Raw genomic sequence first — 19479 nt, forward strand, 5'->3', positions numbered from 1 at the left:
GTGCCAGTCGGACAGTTTGTTCTGTGGCTTATTTTGTGCTTTCCTACGCTAGCACAAAACGCCACTCCACAAACTGTCGCTGCGCTTGATGTTATACCTAATCAACAATTTAAAAAGGAAAAGTTATGGCAGACTCCCATCCTTACATATCCGGTCCGGGAAACATTGCGCAAATGATTCTTCAGCTGCGTAATTCATTTCCGATGAGTGTCACTTCAGATACTGTAAAAAGACTTGGACTAGCATCAAATAACGAAAGTTATGTTATTAACGCGCTTCAGTTTGTTGGGGTGATTGACTCAGATGGAAAGAGGACTAATGAGGCTGCAGACGTATTTTCTCATCATAAGGACGAGGAGTTTTCATCATCATTCAAAGAGTTGGTTTCAAAGGCCTACTCAGATCTGTTTGACCTTCATGGTGAAAAAGCTTGGACTCTGGATGAAGATTCTTTAATCACGTTTTTTAGGCGTGCCGACCAAACCAGCGTAACTATCGGAAAGAGACAGGCTGGAACTTTTAAAATATTTTCGGCGTTGTCTGGATACGGCGAACTTCCGACCCCTCGAGGGGCGAAACCAAAAGTTAATAGTGATGCGCCAAAAAAAACAACTAAGAGAGATGTTCCTAAAAAGCAAGAACCTGCCAAATCAGATAATTCTTTATTTCTAAGTGAGCGGTCAGGCAACAAAGGAGCGAATAGAGACTTCGGCCTCAGTGTCCGAATTGAAATAAACTTGCCTGCAGATGGATCCAAGGAAACTTACGACAATATTTTCAAGAGTATCAGAGAGAATCTCTTGAATGACTAATGTGCTTAAACGGTTCGAGTCAATTACTAGAAGAGCTTTTGAATATACGTCTGCGCCAGCTCAAGAGGAATCAACAGGAGTGCATCCCTTTGACGAAAGAAACATGCACCCTGATATTGCATCGCTCACTCAAAAGCTTTTTGATGATGCACATTATGCTCAGGCAACATTCGAAGCATACAAATATGTGGATAAGAAAGTTGCTAAATTGGCAGGAGTATCGGATACGGGTGTAAAGCTGATGATGAGGGCGTTTAACGAAAAATCTCCTTTAGTCAAACTCAACGCTCTGAGCTCTATAAGCGAAACAGATGAACAAGAGGGCTATAAATTTATTTTCTCTGGTAGCGTAATGGCAATTCGAAATCCTCGGGGCCATGAGCCAAATATGAAAGAAACTCCTACAGAGTGCCTAGATCACTTGAGTCTGGCTTCTATGCTATTAAGAAGAATTGAAAAGTCGCCATGGGTATAGCAATCCGAATAAACGGGGTCAGATAAAAATTAAAAAGCTGAAAAAATTATGTTTAGTTTTTCTCTGATCCTAATAATTACGACAGCTCGCTAGTTCGCGAGCACGCGCGGGGTGATTAGCTTGAAATCATGGAAGCGATACAATGGATTCTAGTGTGGACGTTATAGCATCATTTTTGGCAATGATTGGCATAGCCTTTGCCGCTATCTTAAGCGCTATTGGTTACTGGTATAGGGGCTGGGTTGAATCAAAGCGCAGCGCCAGGCAGGTTCTGTATCTCCTGCTTGAAATCAGGCATGCACTTTCTGCATCTATTTTCGATTCAAGCAAAGCAGCAAAAGAGTACCTTATTCATTATGCTGATCGATTAAGTACCCATGGGTTTGATATACAGTTAGAGGAAGTCGAAACCAAAATAGGTGAGATTGTTAAGGATTACTTTAGCCGTGTCGCCGAGATTTCTAAGACCGATATAAATGAAAGACTGCTTCAACCATTCGAAGATTCACTATCCAGGTTGTCTCAGGACTCGCCCGTACTAGCATATAGATTGCGAGGAAAGGAGAAGCTAGAGCTTTTGGCGAAACTCAATGCTACGCATATTTCCAAAAGTGAACACGGAATCATTGCTGAGATAGGCGAACAGTGGGCAAGAGAAGCAATGTTGAAATTCACGAAAGAGATGGAGAAGAACGCATTGCAAAAGATTTCAAATCACCTAGATGAAGAAATCCTGACGCTCTCGTTTCACTGTGGCTGTCTAGAGTATGTTAGATGCAAAAAGGTTCTATCGGTAAAGTTTGGAGCCTTTGATAATAAGCTATTTTCGGAGCTAGACAAACTGATAGACGAGCTTGTTTCTAGAATTATGGAAGAAGCTAACAAATCGATACAGCCAACAAACGGCTGATCTTAGATATCTGTGATGAAATAATAAACGGGGGTCAGATGAAAATTAAAAGGCTGAAAAAAATAATTTTTAATTCTTATCTGACCCTAATAATTTAATTTGCCGTCTACATGGAAAATAATACTACATGAACCAGTCTTTTATGAGCGTATTATTAATGAACACTGCGGTACTTTTCAAAGAGCATATTACTGGTGGCGCGTATAATAAACAAGGAATACAGCCCCTTTGGAGCGGGACGTCCTTTCAGTCGGCCCCTGCTTGCGGCGTTGTGCTGCTGAGCGGTCGGTTTTTATACCCACATAATAAGCTAAATATTAGAGTAGATAAATGACACAAAGAACCGGAGGCGGAGCAGCCACAAACAGCGGAATTGACTTTCAGCAACGAGTCGCAGCCTTCTTTGTTTTATCCATGGGGCTGGATTTAGACTGCGCCAGTATGCTTGAGCGGGAACATGAAGCGAAAATATGTAAAGTTTCATTTGAAACTGAAGATGCTGTCGATGATATTGTTATCTCTCATGAACGCTCTAAAACCTATCTGCAAGTAAAAAGGAAGCTTTCGCTCTCAGATAAGGCGAATTCTGAATTCTACAAAACGATTGACCAGTTCGTTAGGCAATATAAAGCCTCTCAAAACAAGTGTGAGCGTTATGTAATAGTAACGTCGAATGATTCGTCGAGAAAAATTCTTTCTGATCTCAGAAAAATAACAATATCAGCAAGACTTAATGATACAGATCTTCAAGATAACCCCATTTCAAAATCAGAAGAGTTAACATATAAAATATTTTTAAGCTGTATAAGCAGGTCATTAAAGAAAAATGGATTTGTAGATAATGATATCGAGTTTATTCGCAATCTTATACGTAAAATACATGTCATTGCTTTAGATATAGAAAATAACGGAAGTTATGAAAAAGCATTTCTGGCATCAATTTCAAGTCAGCTATCTACTAATCCTAAGTTACTATGGGGATACCTAATATCAAAGACCCTGGATTGGTCTAAGGAGCGTCAATCAGTTGATATTGCTGGGATAAACTCTGTTATAAAAAAGTTTGTCAAAAGAAAAGATTTTGATAACGGAATTAATCAAGATAACAGCTCTTTTTTCCAGGTACATTTTGACCCTGACAAATATAACATTTGCTCGGGAAGAGAAGTCGTAATAATAGACTCGTTCCTACCTGAATTTGACATTGTTTTATTGGAGTTATATAGGTTCGATGACAATGGAGAGTTTAGACTCAAGTTTCATGATCGCGAAATCGAAATGGGTGGAGGGTCTAAGTATAAGCTGTACGGGAGGTTTTCAACATATTCAGGGGCGAAAAGGTTTATAGAAGAGCAGGAATGGATTCAAGACAAGAAGATTATGCTAGTGCCGATAAATGGCGAGTATGACTTTGATTCCAGCCCGATAGCTGTCGCATATTCAGAAAAAGTACGAAATAAAGTTCTTGGTAATAAAGAAGTCTCGAAGTGTATCCATTGTCAAGGAGGGCTTTCCAATTCCTCAATCCTAATTGAAGTTAACGAAGAAGGCTTACCTTTTGATGCCGGAATGATTCACCAAAGATGTCTGCGGGAGTCGGATAGGGTTCTAGGTATTGCAAATAATCCGGGCATGGATGAACATCCTGAATTGCAAAATTTCGATTATCAACGATGGTTCTTAAGCCTTGATCACGGACAAGCTTTATGGGCTGGATTTTCAGCATTTAACCAACCAATAAAGCGTGTTTTGTGGAACTCTAAATCTTCTATAAATAAAGGCGGCCATCTTTGTATTAAAGCTGTCTTGGATGATGGAGGTGTTCGGTATGTTCAGGAGCGCGGACGTGTTCAACGCTATGATACAGAAAGAGCCGAACTAGTATGCAGCCAGCTCAACAATTGGATTGAAGATTCAAAGGAAAATGGCAATCCACTTTGTTATTCATTAGATGGTGATATACAAGGGATGCATGATGATATACAAAATAATTCAAGCCGGCCGGTCGATTTGATCGAGTGCTTAAAGTTTGAAATTACTCAATATACCCGGGGGATATCGCAACTTCACGATAAGGTAAAAAACTTTTATGCCCCATTAGTTTCATTTGTTGATATTAAAAGCGACCACCTATTACTGGTAAATAACTCTGCTTTTCTTGTTACAACTCCGATGGATCTAAAAGGTTACCTTAAAAACTGGTCTAGCATTGGTTTCACCTATGAATCGTACAAGCTTAATATTATTGAGACAGATGACGATTTTGATAGATTTATGATCTGCGCTGCTGAGCGAGGATTTAATGTTCTTGTTGATCCACTTTTCAATAAATCTGGAGAACTTTTAAAAGGTGCAATTATTGAAGACATGGAATCTCTTAATAACGAGGCCAACTCGACAGTAGCACATTCAGTCTTGTTCACTATTGACAATAAGAATGGCACATTTACGCATTTATTCAGAGACTTCGACAACGACTTAACGTTGCTGCTTAACAGCGAATGTACTAGTGACACCTGTAATTGCATGGGCTGCCAAATGTATACCGCTAGGGTACAAATTTATGGTCAAGAGAATCTTGATATTAGGAGAACTAGTGATACTACTATCGCTCTAAATTTAGGAGATAGTAATACAGACTGGGAAGAAAGCTTTATTGAAGACAATAAGGTGAGTTGGAGCGATTGGGAAAGCGTGGTTTTTCAACAAGAAGTATAACAATCCACTGCACTTGGGATTTCTGTTCGCTTCGCTCACAAAAATCCGGAACGTGGAACGTTATGTTCTTTGGATACATCCTCTAATGAACAGTAAAATTATGCTTAAACTAAAACTTATTGCTGCAGCAATCAGCATCTTGGGCTTACTGATTTTCGGTTTTTTCGCCAACGAAGCCCGAAAGGAAGTCTATTATCTTTGCGGCAACTTTAGTAAAGGGACTTCTTACGCAAGTGTAATCCGGCAATTAAATACGATTAATTTGTCGGAATACAAAGTGGAAAACCTGCCGCAGGGTAAGCGCATTATTCAAAGCAGCGCACTGCATTTCCACTTGCTTAGCTGCAACATAGAATTTAACCCGCAAGAAAAGGTGGTATCTGCTTTATATGGTTAAACATAACAACAGCAGTCACATACGGCCACTGCTGCAGCGTCGGCTTGAGCTGCTTGCAGGGCTCTCAACGGGAGAGCGGGCTGTACTTGAAGGAAGAACCTACAGCCAAGCTGAGGCCTGGGAGAAAATGAGCAAATGGCTGGCTGCTACAGGCAATAAAAAAGGCGCTGTTTAAAGCGCCTTTTTTGCATTGGGGGAGAGGTTAAAACTCAGCGTTGCCCGGTGTACGCGGGAAGGCGATAACGTCGCGCACGTTACCTACACCGGTAACGTATGACACCAAACGCTCAAAGCCTAAACCAAAACCGGCGTGGGGTACTGTGCCGTAGCGGCGCAGGTCGCGGTACCAGCTGTAGTCTTCTTTATCCAGGCCCATTTCAGCCAGGCGCTTATCAAACTCTTCCAGCCGCTCTTCACGCTGGCTGCCACCGATAATTTCACCGATACCGGGTGCCAGTACGTCCATTGCCGCTACGGTTTTGCCGTCGGCATTTAAGCGCATATAAAAGGCTTTAATGTCTTTCGGGTAGTTTTGCATAATGATCGGTGCGCCGATATGCTCTTCAGCCAGGTAGCGCTCGTGCTCAGATTGTAAATCGACACCCCATTCCACAGGGTATTCAAACTTCTTACCGCAGGTTTTTAAAATCTCGATAGCGTCGGTGTAATCCATCCGCACGAAAGACGAGTCAACTAACTGCTGTAACCGGGTTACGGCGGTTGGGTCGATACGCTCGGCGAAAAATGCCATATCATCGGCGCGCTCGGTCAGTACGGCTTTACATACGTACTTCAGCATATCTTCTGCCAGTTGGGCAATGTCTTTTAATTCAGCAAAGGCCACTTCCGGTTCAATCATCCAAAACTCGGCTAAATGGCGGCTGGTGTTGGAGTTCTCGGCACGGAAAGTAGGGCCAAAGGTGTAAATTTTTGACATGGCACAGGCATAGGTTTCGCCGTTTAACTGGCCGGATACGGTTAAGAAGGTTTCTTTACCGAAGAAATCTTTGCTGTAATCAATATTGCCTTTGTCGGTACGTGGCAGGTTTTCCAAGTCCAGCGTACTGATACGGAACATTTCACCGGCGCCTTCAGCGTCTGAGCCGGTAATAATAGGCGTGCTGATCCAGTAATAACCCTGCTCATGGAAAAAGCGGTGTACCGCTTGGGCTAAACAGTGCCGAACGCGGGTAACTGCACCCATAATGTTGGTACGGGCGCGCAAATGCGCATGTTCACGCAGGTATTCCATGCTGTGGCGCTTGGGTGCCATAGGGTAGGTGTCCGGGTTTTCTACCCAGCCTAATACCTCAACCACAGTCGCCTGCAGTTCAAATGCCTGGCCCTGGCCTTCAGAACGTGCCACAGTGCCGGTAACGGCCACTGAGCATGAGGTTGTCAGGCGTTTTACTTCAGCTTCGTAATTGGGCAAGTCTGAAGGGGCTACGGCCTGTACCGCATCGAAGCAGCTGCCATCATGAATAGCTAAAAAGGAAATACCGGCTTTTGAATCGCGGCGGGTGCGGATCCAGCCTTTAACGGTGATTGACTCACCAACGGCATAGCGACCAGCTAAAACATCTTTAATAACGGCGTGCGTCATGCAACAAACTCCAGAGGGTGTAAACTTAGACAACTGCGTAAAGCGGTAATGATACTGAGCCAGGCGCACAAAACAAGTAAAAGTTATCAGGACTTTAAAATTGACTTCAGAGCAGGAAAAGCCGGAAAAATATGAGCGTCGCCACGGACCGGATCTGTTATGCCGGGCTTTTAGCTGGCTGGCAGTATTGGGCTGGATATTATTTATTGCCGGCATGGTGGTAGCACATTACGCCAGCCCGGAGCTGGATACCGGGCTGGTGCGTTACTGGGGTATAGAAATTCGCAGCGACTGGCACCCGCAGTTAACCGTTTATCTGCAATACCTGCTGTGGGCCGTGGCGCTGGTCAGTGGTTTGAGTTTATTGCTAAACCGGCTGCGTTTGCGCCGGCGCGGCGATCATCTGCACTTTAATATAGTGATGTTGCTGCTTAGCAGCATAGGTTTGCTGCTGTACCTGTACAGGCAGGTTTAAACCCCGGCTACCGTTCGCATGGCTGAGGTAAGTTGGCTTAGCTGATCGGGGCGGATAATAAACGGCGGCATCACGTAAATCAGCTTGTTAAACGGCCGGATCCATACCCCCAGTTCAACAAACTGCTGCTGCAGTGCACCCACATCCACCTTATTATGCATCTCCAGCACTCCGATAGCCCCCAGCACCCGCACATCTTTTACCAGCGGCGATTGGCGACAAGCGGCCAGTTCCTGCTTTAACTGTGCTTCAATAGCGGCGACCTGTTGCTGCCAGTCGCCTTGTGCTATCAGCGCCAAACTGGCATTGGCGACGGCACAGGCCAGCGGGTTGGCCATAAAAGTAGGGCCATGCATTAAACCGCCGGCCTGGCTTAAACTGATGCCGCGCGCCACTTCATCAGTGCACAGTGTGGCCGCCAGCGTAATATAACCACCGCTCAGTGCCTTACCCACACACATAATATCCGGCTGAATACCGGCATGCTCGCAAGCAAATAATTTACCGCTGCGGCCAAAGCCGGTGGCAATTTCATCGGCAATCAGCAGCACTTTATATTCGTCACATAAGGCTCTGGCGCGGCGTAAAAACTCCGGGTGATAAAAGCGCATACCGCCGTAACCCTGCACTATAGGTTCTAAAATCAGCGCAGCGATTTCGCTGTGGTTTTCTGCCAGCAGTTGCTCAAGCGGGGCTATATCACTTTGCAAAAATTCGCCGTCAAACCGGCTTTGCGGTGCCGGTAAAAAATAATGCTGTGGCAGTAAGGCGGCGAACATATCGTGCATGCCATCTACCGGATCGCACACCGCCATAGCGGCAAAAGTATCGCCATGATAACCCTTACGCAGGCTGATTAACTTTTGCTTTTGCGGTGTGCTGCTTGCCAGCCAATACTGCAGCGCCATTTTAATCGCCACTTCTACCGCGATAGAGCCGCTGTCGGCCAAAAATACTTTGGTTAAACGCTGCGGCACCATACTCAGCAACTGTTTACACAGCTCAACTGCCGGCTGATGAGTAATACCACCAAACATTACATGCGCCATTTTACCCAGCTGCGCTGTTACCGCAGCATTCAGGGCGGGGTGGTTGTAGCCATGCACCGCCGACCACCAGGATGCCGTGCCGTCAATTAAGCGCTGACCATTTTCCAGCACCAGCTCGCAGCCCTCCGCGGCGGTCACCGGATACACCGGCAACGGGTCTTGCATCGAAGTGTAAGGGTGCCAGATATGGGTGCGATCAAAAGCCAAATCAATGCTCATTATTTAACCTTCAGTAAAGTTTTAATTCTGGTCAGCGTTGACAACGCAAAGGTGGCGGTTAGACTAGCCGAAAACACCTTTAACCTCAATTTAAACAGGGATTTTTATGCAGGCTGTTGTCCGCCACGACTGGACCCTAACGCAGGTCAATGCACTTTATGCGCTGCCGTTTAACGATTTATTGTTTCAGGCGCAAACGGTGCACCGCCAGCACTTTAAGCCAAACGAAGTGCAGGTAAGCACCTTGTTATCGATTAAAACCGGTGCCTGTGCAGAAGACTGTAAATACTGCCCGCAAAGCGGCCACTACAATACCGGGCTGGAGCGTGAGCGCCTGCTGGAAGTGGAAAAGGTGTTAACTCAGGCCAAAGCCGCTAAAGACAAAGGCGCCAGCCGCTTTTGTATGGGCGCCGCCTGGACCAACCCAAAGCAGCGTGATATGCCATACATTATTGAAATGGTGCAGGGTGTAAAAGCCATGGGGCTGGAAACCTGTATGACACTGGGCATGTTAACCGTTGAACAGGCGCAAACCCTCGCCGGCGCCGGGCTGGATTACTACAACCACAATCTGGATACCTCACCGGAGTTTTACGGCGAAATTATTACCACCCGCACCTATCAGGACCGTTTAGATACGCTAAGCCATGTGCGTGATGCCGGTATGAAAGTATGCTGCGGCGGTATTTTGGGCATGGGCGAGAGTGCAAACGATCGCTCAGCGCTGTTAATGCAGCTGGCTAACTTGCCGGAGCACCCGGAAAGCGTGCCGATCAATATGTTGGTAAAGGTTGCCGGTACACCGCTGGAAAATGTTGACGATTTAGATGCTTTTGAGTTTATCCGCACTATAGCAGTAGCGCGCATTATGCTGCCGCAAAGCCATGTACGGTTATCGGCCGGCCGCTCGCGCATGAACGAGCAAATGCAGGCGCTGTGTTTCTTCGCCGGTGCTAACTCTATTTTCTATGGCGATAAACTGCTGACTACCGATAACCCGGAAGCTGATGCTGACATGCAGCTGTTTGCCAAACTGGGTATTAAGCCGGAGCAGCGCCATGATGTGTCTGACGAAGCGCATGAACTGGCACTGGCCGATGCGATTAAAGAGCAAGTTAACCCGCCGCAGTTTCACGCGGCGCAGTAAACATGCCACAGACCAGGCTGGCGCAGTTAAGCCAGGCGCTTGAGCAGCGCGCAGCACAACAACTGCTGCGCACTCCGGTAACGTTGGAGCGTTACAACGGCAGGCTGGTCGTTGTTGCCGGTAAAAGTTACCTCAACTTTTGCGGTAACGATTATCTGGATCTTGCTACAGCAGCCCCGGTGTTACAGGCTTATGCCGATGGCGCAGCGCAGTTTGGCGCCGGCAGCAGCGGCTCGCCACTGGTTACCGGCCAGCATGCGGTGCACCAGCAGCTTAGCGACAGCTTAGCCGATTGGCTGGGCGTAGAGCGGGTATTGCTGTTCTCCTCCGGCTTTGCTGCTAACCAAGCCATGCTGCTGACACTCAGCAGTAAAAGCGACACCTTATTGCTGGATAAACTCAGCCACGCCTCGCTGATAGATGCGGCGCGGCACAGTGACGCCGGTTTTAAACGTTTTGCCCACAATGATATATCTGCCTTGCAGTTGTTACTGCAGCAATATGAACAGCCTATGGTGGTGACCGAAGGTGTGTTCAGTATGGATGGCGACAGCCCGAACCTTACAGCCATGTTGGCGCTGTGCCATCGCTATGATGCACCGCTGCTGCTGGATGATGCCCATGGCTTGGGCGTGCTGGGGCCGGAGGGTAAAGGCACAGCGGCGGCGCAGGGTATTGAGCAACGTGAGCTGTTTTGCACTATGGCCAACTTTGGTAAAGCATTAGGCGTTGGCGGGGCTTTTATTGGCGGCAGTAAAACCGTGATCGATTATATCGAACAGTTTGGCCGGCATTATATTTACAGCACGGCCTTGCCGCCGCCGCTGTGTGCAGCTGTACTAAAAAGCATTGAGCTGTGCCGTGCCGATAACTGGCGGCGCGACAAGCTACACAGCAATATCGCCTTGTTTCGCCGCCTGGGCGCCGATCTGCCTTTGCTTAATTCGCACAGCGCTATTCAGGGCCTGGTATTGGGTAGCAGCGAGCGCGCTGTGGCTGTCAGTAACCAACTAAAACAACAGGGCATTTGGCTTAGCGCCATTCGCCCGCCAACCGTGCCGCAGGGCAGTGCCCGTTTACGCATTACACTAAGTGCGGCGCATACGGCAGAAGATATTACATTGTTGCTGCAACAATTAAGGCAGGTGCTATGACCAGTACTATGACCAGTACTGTGACAGGTGCTGTGACAGCGGCTATCGCTGCACCGGAGTTTATCCGCCAGGTGGCGCAGAGTTTTGGTAAAGCCTGCGACAGTTATTTACCGGCAGCGCGGCTGCAGCAACAGGTGGCATTGGATGCGTTGGCGTTGCTGCCGGCAAACAACCAGGGCCATTTGCTCGATTTAGGCTGCGGCCCGGGCTGGATCCATCCGCGCTTTGCCAGCTATTGCAGCCGGTTTACTGCGGCAGATTTAAGCGCCGGTATGCTGGCAAAAGCCGCCAGCCAGCAGTTAGCGGGTCACTTAGCCACAAACTATCTACAGGCAGATGCTAAGCAATTGCCATTGGCAGCGCACAGCGTTGATAAAGTGTTTTCCAGCTTAATGCTGCAGTGGTGCGCCAAACCGGCGGCGGTATTTGCTGAAATAGACCGCATATTAGCGCCCGGCGGCCGCGTAGTACTGACGACGTTGGTCGATGGTACCCTGGCAGAGCTGAAGCAGGCATTTGCCAGCCTGGATCAACAGCAGCATGTAAACCGCTTTTTGCCTGCTGCTGAGGTAATCGCTGCTGCAAAACCGGTCAGCAGCATTCGCTGGCAGTTTGAACAACGTTGTTACCCGCTGTTTTATCCGGACGTTATCAGCCTGGCGCGCGAGCTAAAAGCGCTGGGTGCCAATCAGGTTGCCGGACGGCAAAGCCGTGGTTTAACCGGCAAAGGCTACTGGCATAATCTGGCCGGGGCTTATGATATCCACCGCACTACACTGGGCTTACCGGCCAGTTATCAGGTGCTGATTATCAGTGGCTATAAAGATGCCAATTAACCGCTGCTTTATTACCGCTACCGATACTGACGCCGGCAAGACCTATGTCAGCAGCCTGCTGTTGCAAGGCTTTAAAGCGCTGGGCACAACAGCGGTTGGCGTAAAGCCAATAGCAGCGGGGGCTGACGGCCAGGGCCGCAATGGTGACGCGTTACTGTTGCAGCAGCATTCTGGTATCGCGTTACCTTATAAAGTGATCAATCCAATCTGTTATCAGGCGCCGGTGGCACCGCATTTGGCGGCCGCTAACGAGCAATTACCGATTGACGAAGCGCAGTTAGATGCTGCCTTGGCCCAGTGGCAGCAATTACCGGTGCAGCAATTATTAATTGAAGGCGCCGGTGGTTGGTTATTGCCGATAAGCAACCAGCGTTATCTGGCCGATTGGGTGGCCGATAAGCAGTTACCGGTGATCTTGATCGTAGGGATGAAACTGGGCTGTTTAAACCATGCCATGCTAAGCGTGCGCGAAATTGAGCGCAGCGGCTGCAAGCTGTTGGGCTGGGTAGCGAATTGTATTGACCCGGATATGGCGCTGCCGGAGCAAAATATTGCTGATTTACGCCAGCGTATCACTGCGCCTTGTTTAGGGGTTGTACCTTTTGCGCCGGATCAGGCGCAGTATCAGCAGTTGGCAACAGAGCTGGCGACACAATTTTGCACCAACGCCGGTTACAACACCCGATAAGCTCGCCACAGCAACTCGCTACCGCTTTCGCGTCCGCTCAGACACTCTGTGTCGACTGATCGGGTATTCTAACCTCTGGGTCTTAGCAGTTGATTGTTATCGCGTTACAGCAAAAACTCAGTTAAATCGCAGTCTGCTGCCAGTGACGTTTTATTACCGCCGACAAACAGATAACCGCCGTCGCTACCAAGCAAGGTCAGGCTGTTGCCACTGCGTTTTAGTGCCGTACCTTCGGGCAGGGCAATAATGGGTGTGGCCGGATGCAGCTGCATAAACTCAGCTAAGCGCATATCGCGGGTTTCACCGTGAAAACCTTCCGGTTTGTAGTCGGTGTAATGCGGGTTCAGTTGCAGCGGTAACAGGTTTAACGCATTAAACGAAGCCGGTTCAATAATCGGCATATCGTTAGTGGTGCGGATAGTGGCGCCGGCAATGTTTGAACCGGCACTCCAGCCGATATAGGGCACACCTTCGGTTACGCGTTTCTTAATCAACTGCACTATATCTTGTTGATATAACTGATAAAGCAGGTGGAAGGTATTGCCACCACCTACCGCAATGGCCTGCGCTTGTGCTACAGCCTGGCGGGCGTCGGCAAACTGATGAATACTGCGCACTGTAATGCCCAAAGGGGCCAGTGCCTGTTGCACTGTGGCCTGGTAGTCATCATAGTTAATGCTGATACCGGCATAAGGAATAAACAGCAGTTCATCTACCCCTTGTAAATGCGACGTAAGCCACGCCATATAAGGCGCCAGATAAGCGCTGTTATGCGCGCGTGAACTGCTCAGTAGTAATAATTGCATGGCTAACTCCTTCATGTTGCAGCCATTGTAGTCAAAAGCACTACTGCAGACACCTTTTCTTACAAATAATCCGCCGCGATTAAATTGAAAATGCCCTCTAAGCCCATATAGTACAGTGCAGTAAGCCAATTGAGGAAAGCAGTATGAAGCGTATCGTTTTATTTTTAGCCACTAACCTGGCGGTTATTTTGGTGCTGAGCATAGTGCTCAATATCGTATTCAGTTTCCTTGGTGTTGATCGCAGCAGCATTGGTGGTTTGCTGGTGTTTGCCGCTGTGTTTGGTTTTGGCGGCTCTTTTATCTCTCTGGCTATCTCAAAATGGATGGCAAAACGTTCCACCGGCGCGGTGGTGATTGAACAGCCACGCAATGCTACCGAACAATGGTTAATGACTACCGTAGCGCGCCAGGCCAAAGCTGCCGGTATTGGTATGCCGGAAGTGGCCGTGTACGACTCGCCGGAAATGAATGCCTTTGCCACCGGCATGAACCGCAACGATGCCTTGGTTGCAGTAAGCACCGGTTTGCTGCGCAATATGCGCGAAGATGAGGTTGAGGCGGTGCTGGCGCACGAAGTGTCGCACATTGCCAACGGCGATATGGTTACGTTAACGCTGATCCAGGGCGTGGTAAACACCTTTGTTATTTTCCTTGCCCGCTTAATTGCCGGCATGCTGAACAATAACGGCAATAATAATCAGGGCGGTGGCTTAGCTTATTTTGCCACTGTAATTGTGTTGGAAATGGTGTTTGGCGTATTGGCCAGTATTATTGTGATGTGGTTCTCACGCCAGCGTGAATACCGGGCTGATGCCGGTGCGGCGAAATTGGAAGGCGGGCCGAATAAAATGATCGCTGCATTAGAGCGGTTAAAGCATAACCACGAAAGCCGCTTAGAAGGCAGCATGATGGCCTTTGGTATTGCCGGTGGTGCGGCGAAATCTGAGCTGTTTTTAAGCCACCCGCCGCTGGAGAAACGTATTGCTGCACTGCGCGGACGTTTTTAACCGGTATCAGCTAATCTACACAAACGGGGCTTAAGGCCCCGTTTTGTTATGCTGGTCTTGTACTTTTTAATCTTGTACCTTACGCACAAATTCCGATTTTAAGCTCATGGCGCCAAAGCCATCTATTTTGCAGTCGATATCATGATCGCCCTCCACCAAACGGATGTTTTTTACCTTAGTGCCGATTTTTACCACTGAAGATGAGCCTTTGACTTTTAAATCTTTAATCACCGTTACGCTATCGCCATCTTGCAGCACATTACCGGCGCTATCGCGAATTTGCTTGCTGTCCGGGGTGTCCACCGCGTTGGCCGACCATTCATGGCCGCATTCCGGACAAATTAACAGGGCGCCATCTTCATAAGTGTAAGCAGACTGGCATTTAGGGCAGGCGGGTAATGTACTCATAGCAGGGTTCCTGAAACGGCGTTTAAGCGCAAAAACGCGCATTATACCTCAGCCTGGCGCGGCGGTGGCACTATTAATCATTTGAGCTATTGCTCTTTTGAACTATAGATCCCTTGAATAGCGGCAATAGCCGAACAATACTGCTATCAAAGCGCGATTTTGTTATGGTAAAGCAAAAATAACTGTACGGAGTTACTATGCAACAGGCTATGTTACCGGCACCGAAAATAGACGCTTTTTTACCCCCCCGCCGTATCCTGATGGGCCCCGGGCCCTCAGATGTACACCCACAGGTTTTAGCCGCTCAGGCCAGACCAACAGTAGGCCATTTAGACCCGCTGTTTATCGGCATGATGGATGAGTTAAAACAGCTGCTGCAGTATGCCTTTCAAACCCAAAATGAGATGACACTGGCAGTATCAGCTCCTGGTAGTGCCGGTATGGAAACCTGCTTTGTTAATTTACTGCAGCAAGGCGATACGGTAATCGTTTGCCGCAACGGCGTATTTGGCGAGCGGATGCGCCAGAATGTCGAGCGCTGCGGCGCCACGGCAATCACTGTCGATAATGCCTGGGGCGAGCCGGTAGACCCGGCGGCAGTGGCAGCGGCTTTAAAAGCTAACCCGCAGGCTAAATATCTGGCTTTTGTGCATGCTGAAACCTCGACCGGCGCGTTGTCGGATGCGAAAACCCTGTGTGCACTGGCGCAGCAATATGGCTGTTTATCTATTGTTGATGCCGTTACCTCGTTAGGCGGCGTTGAGCTGCGGGTAGATGACTGGGGCATAGATGCCATTTATTCCGGCAGTCAGAAGTGTTTATCCTGTGTGCCTGGCTTATCACCGGTGTCATTTTCGCCAAAAGCGGTTGAGCGGATAAAAGCGCGTACGCGGCCGGTACAAAGCTGGTTTTTAGATCAAAGCCTGGTAATGAGTTACTGGAGCGGCGGTGCTAAGCGCAGCTATCACCACACGGCACCGGTTAATGCGTTATATGCCTTGCATGAATCGCTGCGCTTGCTGGCCGCTGAAGGGCTGGAGCAAAGCTGGCTGCGGCATAAGCAAATGCATGAGCTGCTAAAACAAGGTTTAACGAACGCGGGGCTGGAGTTTGTCGTGGCAGAGCCGTACCGCTTACCGCAGCTGAACAGTGTGTATATTCCGCAGGGCGTGGATGATGCTGCCGTGCGCAAACAGTTATTGGCGCAATACAACCTGGAAATAGGCGCCGGCCTGGGTGATTTGGCGGGTAAAGCCTGGCGCATCGGTCTGATGGGCTATGCTGCCAGACGTGAGAATATCGCGCTGTGTATCAAAGCGTTAGAGGATGTTCTGCGGTAGTTTACCGGCTAATCATGCCTTGGAGTTATTTGGTCGTTTTTGTTTGGCGCGTTGTGCCGCTTCTGCTAAGTTGAAGCACAACAGCAACATAACTACACCAAATAGCTACGGGGCCATAATGAAACTACGTTACACCTTACTAAGCCTGGCTTTGCCGGGGTTGTTGTCTTTGCCTGCATTGGCAGTACAGGGCTATTACCGCTCACCGGTATTGCAGCAGGAGCAACTGGTGTTTACCGCTGAAGGCGATTTATGGCAGGGCTCGCTAAACAGCGAACAAGCCCGGCGTATTACCAGCCACCCGGCAGAAGAAACCCAGCCGCTGTTGTCGCCTGATGGCAGCCAACTGGCCTTTGTCGCTGATTACGACGGTGCTGCGGAAATTTATCTGATGCCGTTAGCCGGTGGCGTAGCCAAACGTATCAGCTATGAAAACAGCCGCGTGCGTATTCAGCAGTGGTTAGCCGATGGCCGTATTTTATATGCTACCGACAGCGCCGCCGGCCCGGCCAATTACTGGCTACTGAAAACGGTTGACCCGCTAAGTTTAATCACTGAAACCTTACCGCTGGCCGATGCCTCCGGCGGCAGCATAGACGAGCAGGGTGGTAATGTCTTTTTCAGCCGCTTTGGTTTGCAATTAACCGGCGACAATAGCAAGGTATACCGCGGTGGTGCCATGGGTGAACTATGGCGCTGGACGCTTGGCAGCAAAGATGAAGCCGTGCAGCTGGGCAAAGGCCATAACGGCAGCATCAGCCAGCCGCTGTTTTATCAGGGCCGGGTGTACTTTGTCAGTGATGCCGACGGTAACAGCAATATCTGGTCGGTTGCCGCTTCAGGTGGTGATGTTAAACAGCACAGTTTTCATCAGGACTGGCGCATTGGCCGGATCAGTGTATCAGACGGGCGCATTGTGTATCAGCTGGGCGCCGACTTGCAGCTGCTGCAGCTGGCCGATGGTCAAAGCCGTACTCTGGCGCTTGAGATACAGTCTGATTTAGTGCAACAGCGCGAGCGTATTATCAGTAAACCACTGCAGTATTTTAATTCCGCGGTGTATCAGGCGCAGCACGACAACAGCGACAAAGTGGTGATAACTGCCCGCAGCCAGATTGCGGTTGCTATGCCGGGTAAACAACGGCTGGTGCAAATCAGTACACCGGCCGGCAGCCGTTCCCGCTCTGCGGTGCTGTCTAAAGACGGTAAATGGGTCTATGCCATTAATGATCACAGTGGCGACAACGAAATATGGCGCTTTGCTGCCGATGGCTCAGCTGATGCGCAGCAGTTAACCAAAGATGGCAGCGGCCATCGCTGGCAGCTGATGTTATCGCCCGATGGCGAATATCTGGCGCACGATGATAAAAACGGCGATCTGTGGCTGTTGCAACTCAGCAATGGGCGCAACAGCAAGGTCTACAGTGGCGGTATCGGCCTGGCAGGTTATGACGATATCAACTGGTCAGCCGATAGCAAATTGTTGGCATTTACATTAAACCCGGCCAAACGCGGTCGTTCACAAGTGGTGTTGTACAGCTTGGCGGAGCAACGAAGCCAGCTTATTACCTCAGATAAATATCAATCTTATACGCCTGCCTTCAGCCCGGATGGCCTCTGGTTGTATTTTGCCTCCGATCGACAATTTTCCGCCACCCCGGGCAGCCCCTGGGGCGACAGAAATCTGGGGCCGATGTTTGATCGGCGCAGCCAGCTGTTTGCTGTCAGCCTGAAGCAACAAGCTTGTTTTGCGTTTCGCCCCGTGCAGGAGCTGGAAAACTGTGATGACAACGCAGCCAAAGCCAGCCGGACAGGCAAAAAAGCCTCGTTGGTGGACTGGGACGGTCTGAATACCCGCTTGTGGCAGGTACCGGTAGCAGCCGGTAATTATCAACAACTGGCCGTCGCGGATAAACGGCTGTACCTGCTGGATCGCAACAGTGGCCCGGATAGTAAACCGGTATTAAAGCAGATTAAGTTTAGCCAGACAGAAGCCAAAGCTGAGGTGTTTGCCGGCGATATTGCTGACTATCAGCTGGCGGCCAATGGCAAAAAGCTGTTTATGCGTAAACACAGTGGCAACGGCGCCGGCACTATGTATGTGGTGGAGGCCGGCGATAAAGCCCCGGCAGATTTGGCTAAAGCCAGGCTTAATATAGACAGCTGGCAGCTGAGCATTAACCCGGCACAGGAGTGGCAACAAATGTTTGCCGACGGCTGGCGTATGCACCGCGATTTTTTATTTGATAAAGGCATGCGCGGCCTGGATTGGAACGCCAGTAAAGCGAAATACCAGCCGCTGTTGGCCAGAGTTACCGACCGCCATGAGCTGGATGATATTTTTGCCCAGATGATGGGCGAGCTTAATGCATTGCATTCACAGGTGCGCGGTGGTGAGTACCGCAACGACGCAGCTGCGGCTAAAGCTGCCAGTTTGGGGGCAGAATTCAGCCAAAGCAAAGAAGGGCTCAGCATCAGCCATATTTACCGCACGGACAGCGAACTGCCGGCTCAGGCAGCGCCACTGGCGAAACCCGGTGTTAATGCCCAAGTGGGCGATACCCTGACAGCCATTAACGGGCTGGCGGTTAAAGATTTACCGGGCCTGACTCAGGCACTGCGCAATCAGGCCGGTAAACAAGTATTGCTAACTTTGCAACGTGGCAAGCAGCAATGGCAAACAGTCGTCGAGCCGGTTAGCAGTGCCCATGACAGCATGCTGCGTTACCGCGATTGGGTATCGGCTAATCAGCAACAGGTTGCCGGTGCGACAGCTAACCAGTTAGGTTACTTACATTTGTATGCGATGGGCGCTAATGATATTGCCGGTTTTGCCCGCGAGTTTTATGCCCACTATGATAAACCCGGCTTAATTATTGATGTGCGACGCAACCGCGGCGGCAATATTGACAGCTGGATCATTGAAAAACTGCTGCGCCGCGCCTGGGCTTTCTGGCAATCAACCCAAGGTGATGCCTATAGCAATATGCAGCAGGCGTTTCGTGGCCATTTAGTGGTGTTAACCGACCAACTGACCTATTCCGACGGTGAAACCTTTTCCGCCGGGGTTAAAGCATTGGGACTGGGGCCATTAATCGGTAAGCGCACTGCCGGCGCCGGTGTTTGGTTATCCGGCCGCAACCGGCTGGCCGATAACGGCATGGCACGGGTGGCGGAAACCGCTCAGTTTGCCATGGACGGGCGCTGGATCATTGAAGGCTATGGCGTAACACCGGATCAGGAAGTGGATAACTTACCTTATGCCCGGTTTAACGGCCGGGATGCGCAATTAGAGCAAGCCATTGCTTACCTGCAGCAAAAACTGCAGAGCCAACCGGTTGCGCCGTTAAAAGCACAGCCGATGGCAACACCGCTGGCGGCTGATATTCTGCCTTAGCACATTCATCTGCAACGCCAGCCTGTATCAGCCCGGAG

At 49.3% G+C, this 19479-nt stretch carries 17 protein-coding genes; 13 read left to right on the plus strand and 4 right to left on the minus strand.

Annotation, left to right across the window (positions count from 1 at the left end; all coding sequences use genetic code 11):
• Positions 1 to 125 precede the first annotated feature (125 nt).
• From ACTZWV_RS08140 to ACTZWV_RS08160, 5 genes are all read left to right on the plus strand, one after another.
• Positions 126 to 812, plus strand: a complete 687-nt coding sequence (locus tag ACTZWV_RS08140; RefSeq protein WP_444786066.1) for a DUF5343 domain-containing protein — start codon at positions 126 to 128, stop codon at positions 810 to 812.
• A complete protein-coding gene (locus ACTZWV_RS08145) occupies positions 805 to 1287 on the plus strand; it encodes a TIGR02391 family protein (RefSeq protein WP_444786067.1) in 483 nt (160 codons plus the stop codon). The genes ACTZWV_RS08140 and ACTZWV_RS08145 overlap by 8 nt, the downstream gene beginning before the upstream one ends.
• A gap of 154 nt (positions 1288 to 1441) precedes the next feature.
• A complete protein-coding gene (locus tag ACTZWV_RS08150; RefSeq protein WP_444786068.1) occupies positions 1442 to 2197 on the plus strand; it encodes a hypothetical protein in 756 nt (251 codons plus the stop codon).
• 330 nt (positions 2198 to 2527) lie between these two features.
• Positions 2528 to 4915 (plus strand): hypothetical protein, encoded by a 2388-nt coding sequence (locus ACTZWV_RS08155; RefSeq protein WP_444786069.1) that lies wholly within the window; start codon positions 2528 to 2530, stop codon positions 4913 to 4915.
• 52 nt (positions 4916 to 4967) lie between these two features.
• Positions 4968 to 5312, plus strand: coding sequence for a hypothetical protein (locus ACTZWV_RS08160; protein ID WP_444786070.1), 345 nt, complete (start codon positions 4968 to 4970; stop codon positions 5310 to 5312).
• 202 nt (positions 5313 to 5514) lie between these two features.
• On the opposite strand, the gene asnS is transcribed toward ACTZWV_RS08160, so the two are convergent.
• The gene (gene asnS, locus ACTZWV_RS08165) at positions 5515 to 6915 is read right to left on the minus strand and encodes an asparagine--tRNA ligase (RefSeq protein WP_305550864.1); all 1401 of its coding nucleotides are present in this window, start codon (positions 6913 to 6915) and stop codon (positions 5515 to 5517) included.
• A gap of 100 nt (positions 6916 to 7015) precedes the next feature.
• Between asnS and ACTZWV_RS08170 the strand changes: the two genes are divergently transcribed.
• Positions 7016 to 7390 (plus strand): hypothetical protein, encoded by a 375-nt coding sequence (locus tag ACTZWV_RS08170; protein ID WP_444786071.1) that lies wholly within the window; start codon positions 7016 to 7018, stop codon positions 7388 to 7390.
• Here ACTZWV_RS08170 and bioA read toward each other — a convergent pair.
• Entirely contained in the window at positions 7387 to 8658 is a 1272-nt protein-coding gene (bioA, locus tag ACTZWV_RS08175) for an adenosylmethionine--8-amino-7-oxononanoate transaminase (protein ID WP_444786072.1), read from the minus strand. The two genes, ACTZWV_RS08170 and bioA, sit on opposite strands and share 4 nt — an antisense overlap.
• A 106-nt stretch (positions 8659 to 8764) precedes the next feature.
• On the opposite strand from bioA, the gene bioB reads away from it, so the two are divergent.
• From bioB to bioD, 4 genes are read left to right on the plus strand one after another with little or no spacing between them, the layout of a single operon-like run.
• On the plus strand, positions 8765 to 9805 hold the full coding sequence (gene bioB / locus ACTZWV_RS08180; RefSeq protein ID WP_444786073.1) for a biotin synthase BioB: 1041 nt from the start codon (positions 8765 to 8767) through the stop codon (positions 9803 to 9805).
• 2 nt (positions 9806 to 9807) lie between these two features.
• The gene (locus ACTZWV_RS08185; protein ID WP_444786074.1) at positions 9808 to 10959 is read left to right on the plus strand and encodes an aminotransferase class I/II-fold pyridoxal phosphate-dependent enzyme; all 1152 of its coding nucleotides are present in this window, start codon (positions 9808 to 9810) and stop codon (positions 10957 to 10959) included.
• Positions 10956 to 11795: a methyltransferase domain-containing protein gene (locus tag ACTZWV_RS08190; RefSeq protein ID WP_444786075.1), complete on the plus strand. Its 840-nt coding sequence runs from the start codon at positions 10956 to 10958 to the stop codon at positions 11793 to 11795. The genes ACTZWV_RS08185 and ACTZWV_RS08190 overlap by 4 nt, the downstream gene beginning before the upstream one ends.
• Entirely contained in the window at positions 11785 to 12483 is a 699-nt protein-coding gene (gene bioD / locus ACTZWV_RS08195) for a dethiobiotin synthase (protein ID WP_444786076.1), read from the plus strand. The genes ACTZWV_RS08190 and bioD overlap by 11 nt, the downstream gene beginning before the upstream one ends.
• Before the next feature lie 104 nt (positions 12484 to 12587).
• On the opposite strand, the gene pepE is transcribed toward bioD, so the two are convergent.
• The gene (gene pepE, locus ACTZWV_RS08200; protein ID WP_444786077.1) at positions 12588 to 13289 is read right to left on the minus strand and encodes a dipeptidase PepE; all 702 of its coding nucleotides are present in this window, start codon (positions 13287 to 13289) and stop codon (positions 12588 to 12590) included.
• 143 nt (positions 13290 to 13432) lie between these two features.
• On the opposite strand from pepE, the gene htpX reads away from it, so the two are divergent.
• A complete protein-coding gene (gene htpX / locus ACTZWV_RS08205; protein ID WP_444786078.1) occupies positions 13433 to 14296 on the plus strand; it encodes a protease HtpX in 864 nt (287 codons plus the stop codon).
• 66 nt (positions 14297 to 14362) lie between these two features.
• Here htpX and ACTZWV_RS08210 read toward each other — a convergent pair whose 3' ends face one another.
• Positions 14363 to 14704, minus strand: a complete 342-nt coding sequence (locus ACTZWV_RS08210; protein WP_444786079.1) for a zinc ribbon domain-containing protein YjdM — start codon at positions 14702 to 14704, stop codon at positions 14363 to 14365.
• A gap of 197 nt (positions 14705 to 14901) precedes the next feature.
• On the opposite strand from ACTZWV_RS08210, the gene ACTZWV_RS08215 reads away from it, so the two are divergent.
• Together ACTZWV_RS08215 and ACTZWV_RS08220 are read left to right on the plus strand one after the other, a co-directional pair.
• Entirely contained in the window at positions 14902 to 16044 is a 1143-nt protein-coding gene (locus tag ACTZWV_RS08215) for a pyridoxal-phosphate-dependent aminotransferase family protein (RefSeq protein ID WP_444786080.1), read from the plus strand.
• Between the two features lie 118 nt (positions 16045 to 16162).
• On the plus strand, positions 16163 to 19441 hold the full coding sequence (locus ACTZWV_RS08220; protein ID WP_444786081.1) for a S41 family peptidase: 3279 nt from the start codon (positions 16163 to 16165) through the stop codon (positions 19439 to 19441).
• Positions 19442 to 19479: the final 38 nt, after the last annotated feature.

This window comes from Rheinheimera sp. NSM (assembly GCF_052380015.1).
Taxonomy (GTDB): Bacteria; Pseudomonadota; Gammaproteobacteria; order Enterobacterales; family Alteromonadaceae; genus Alishewanella.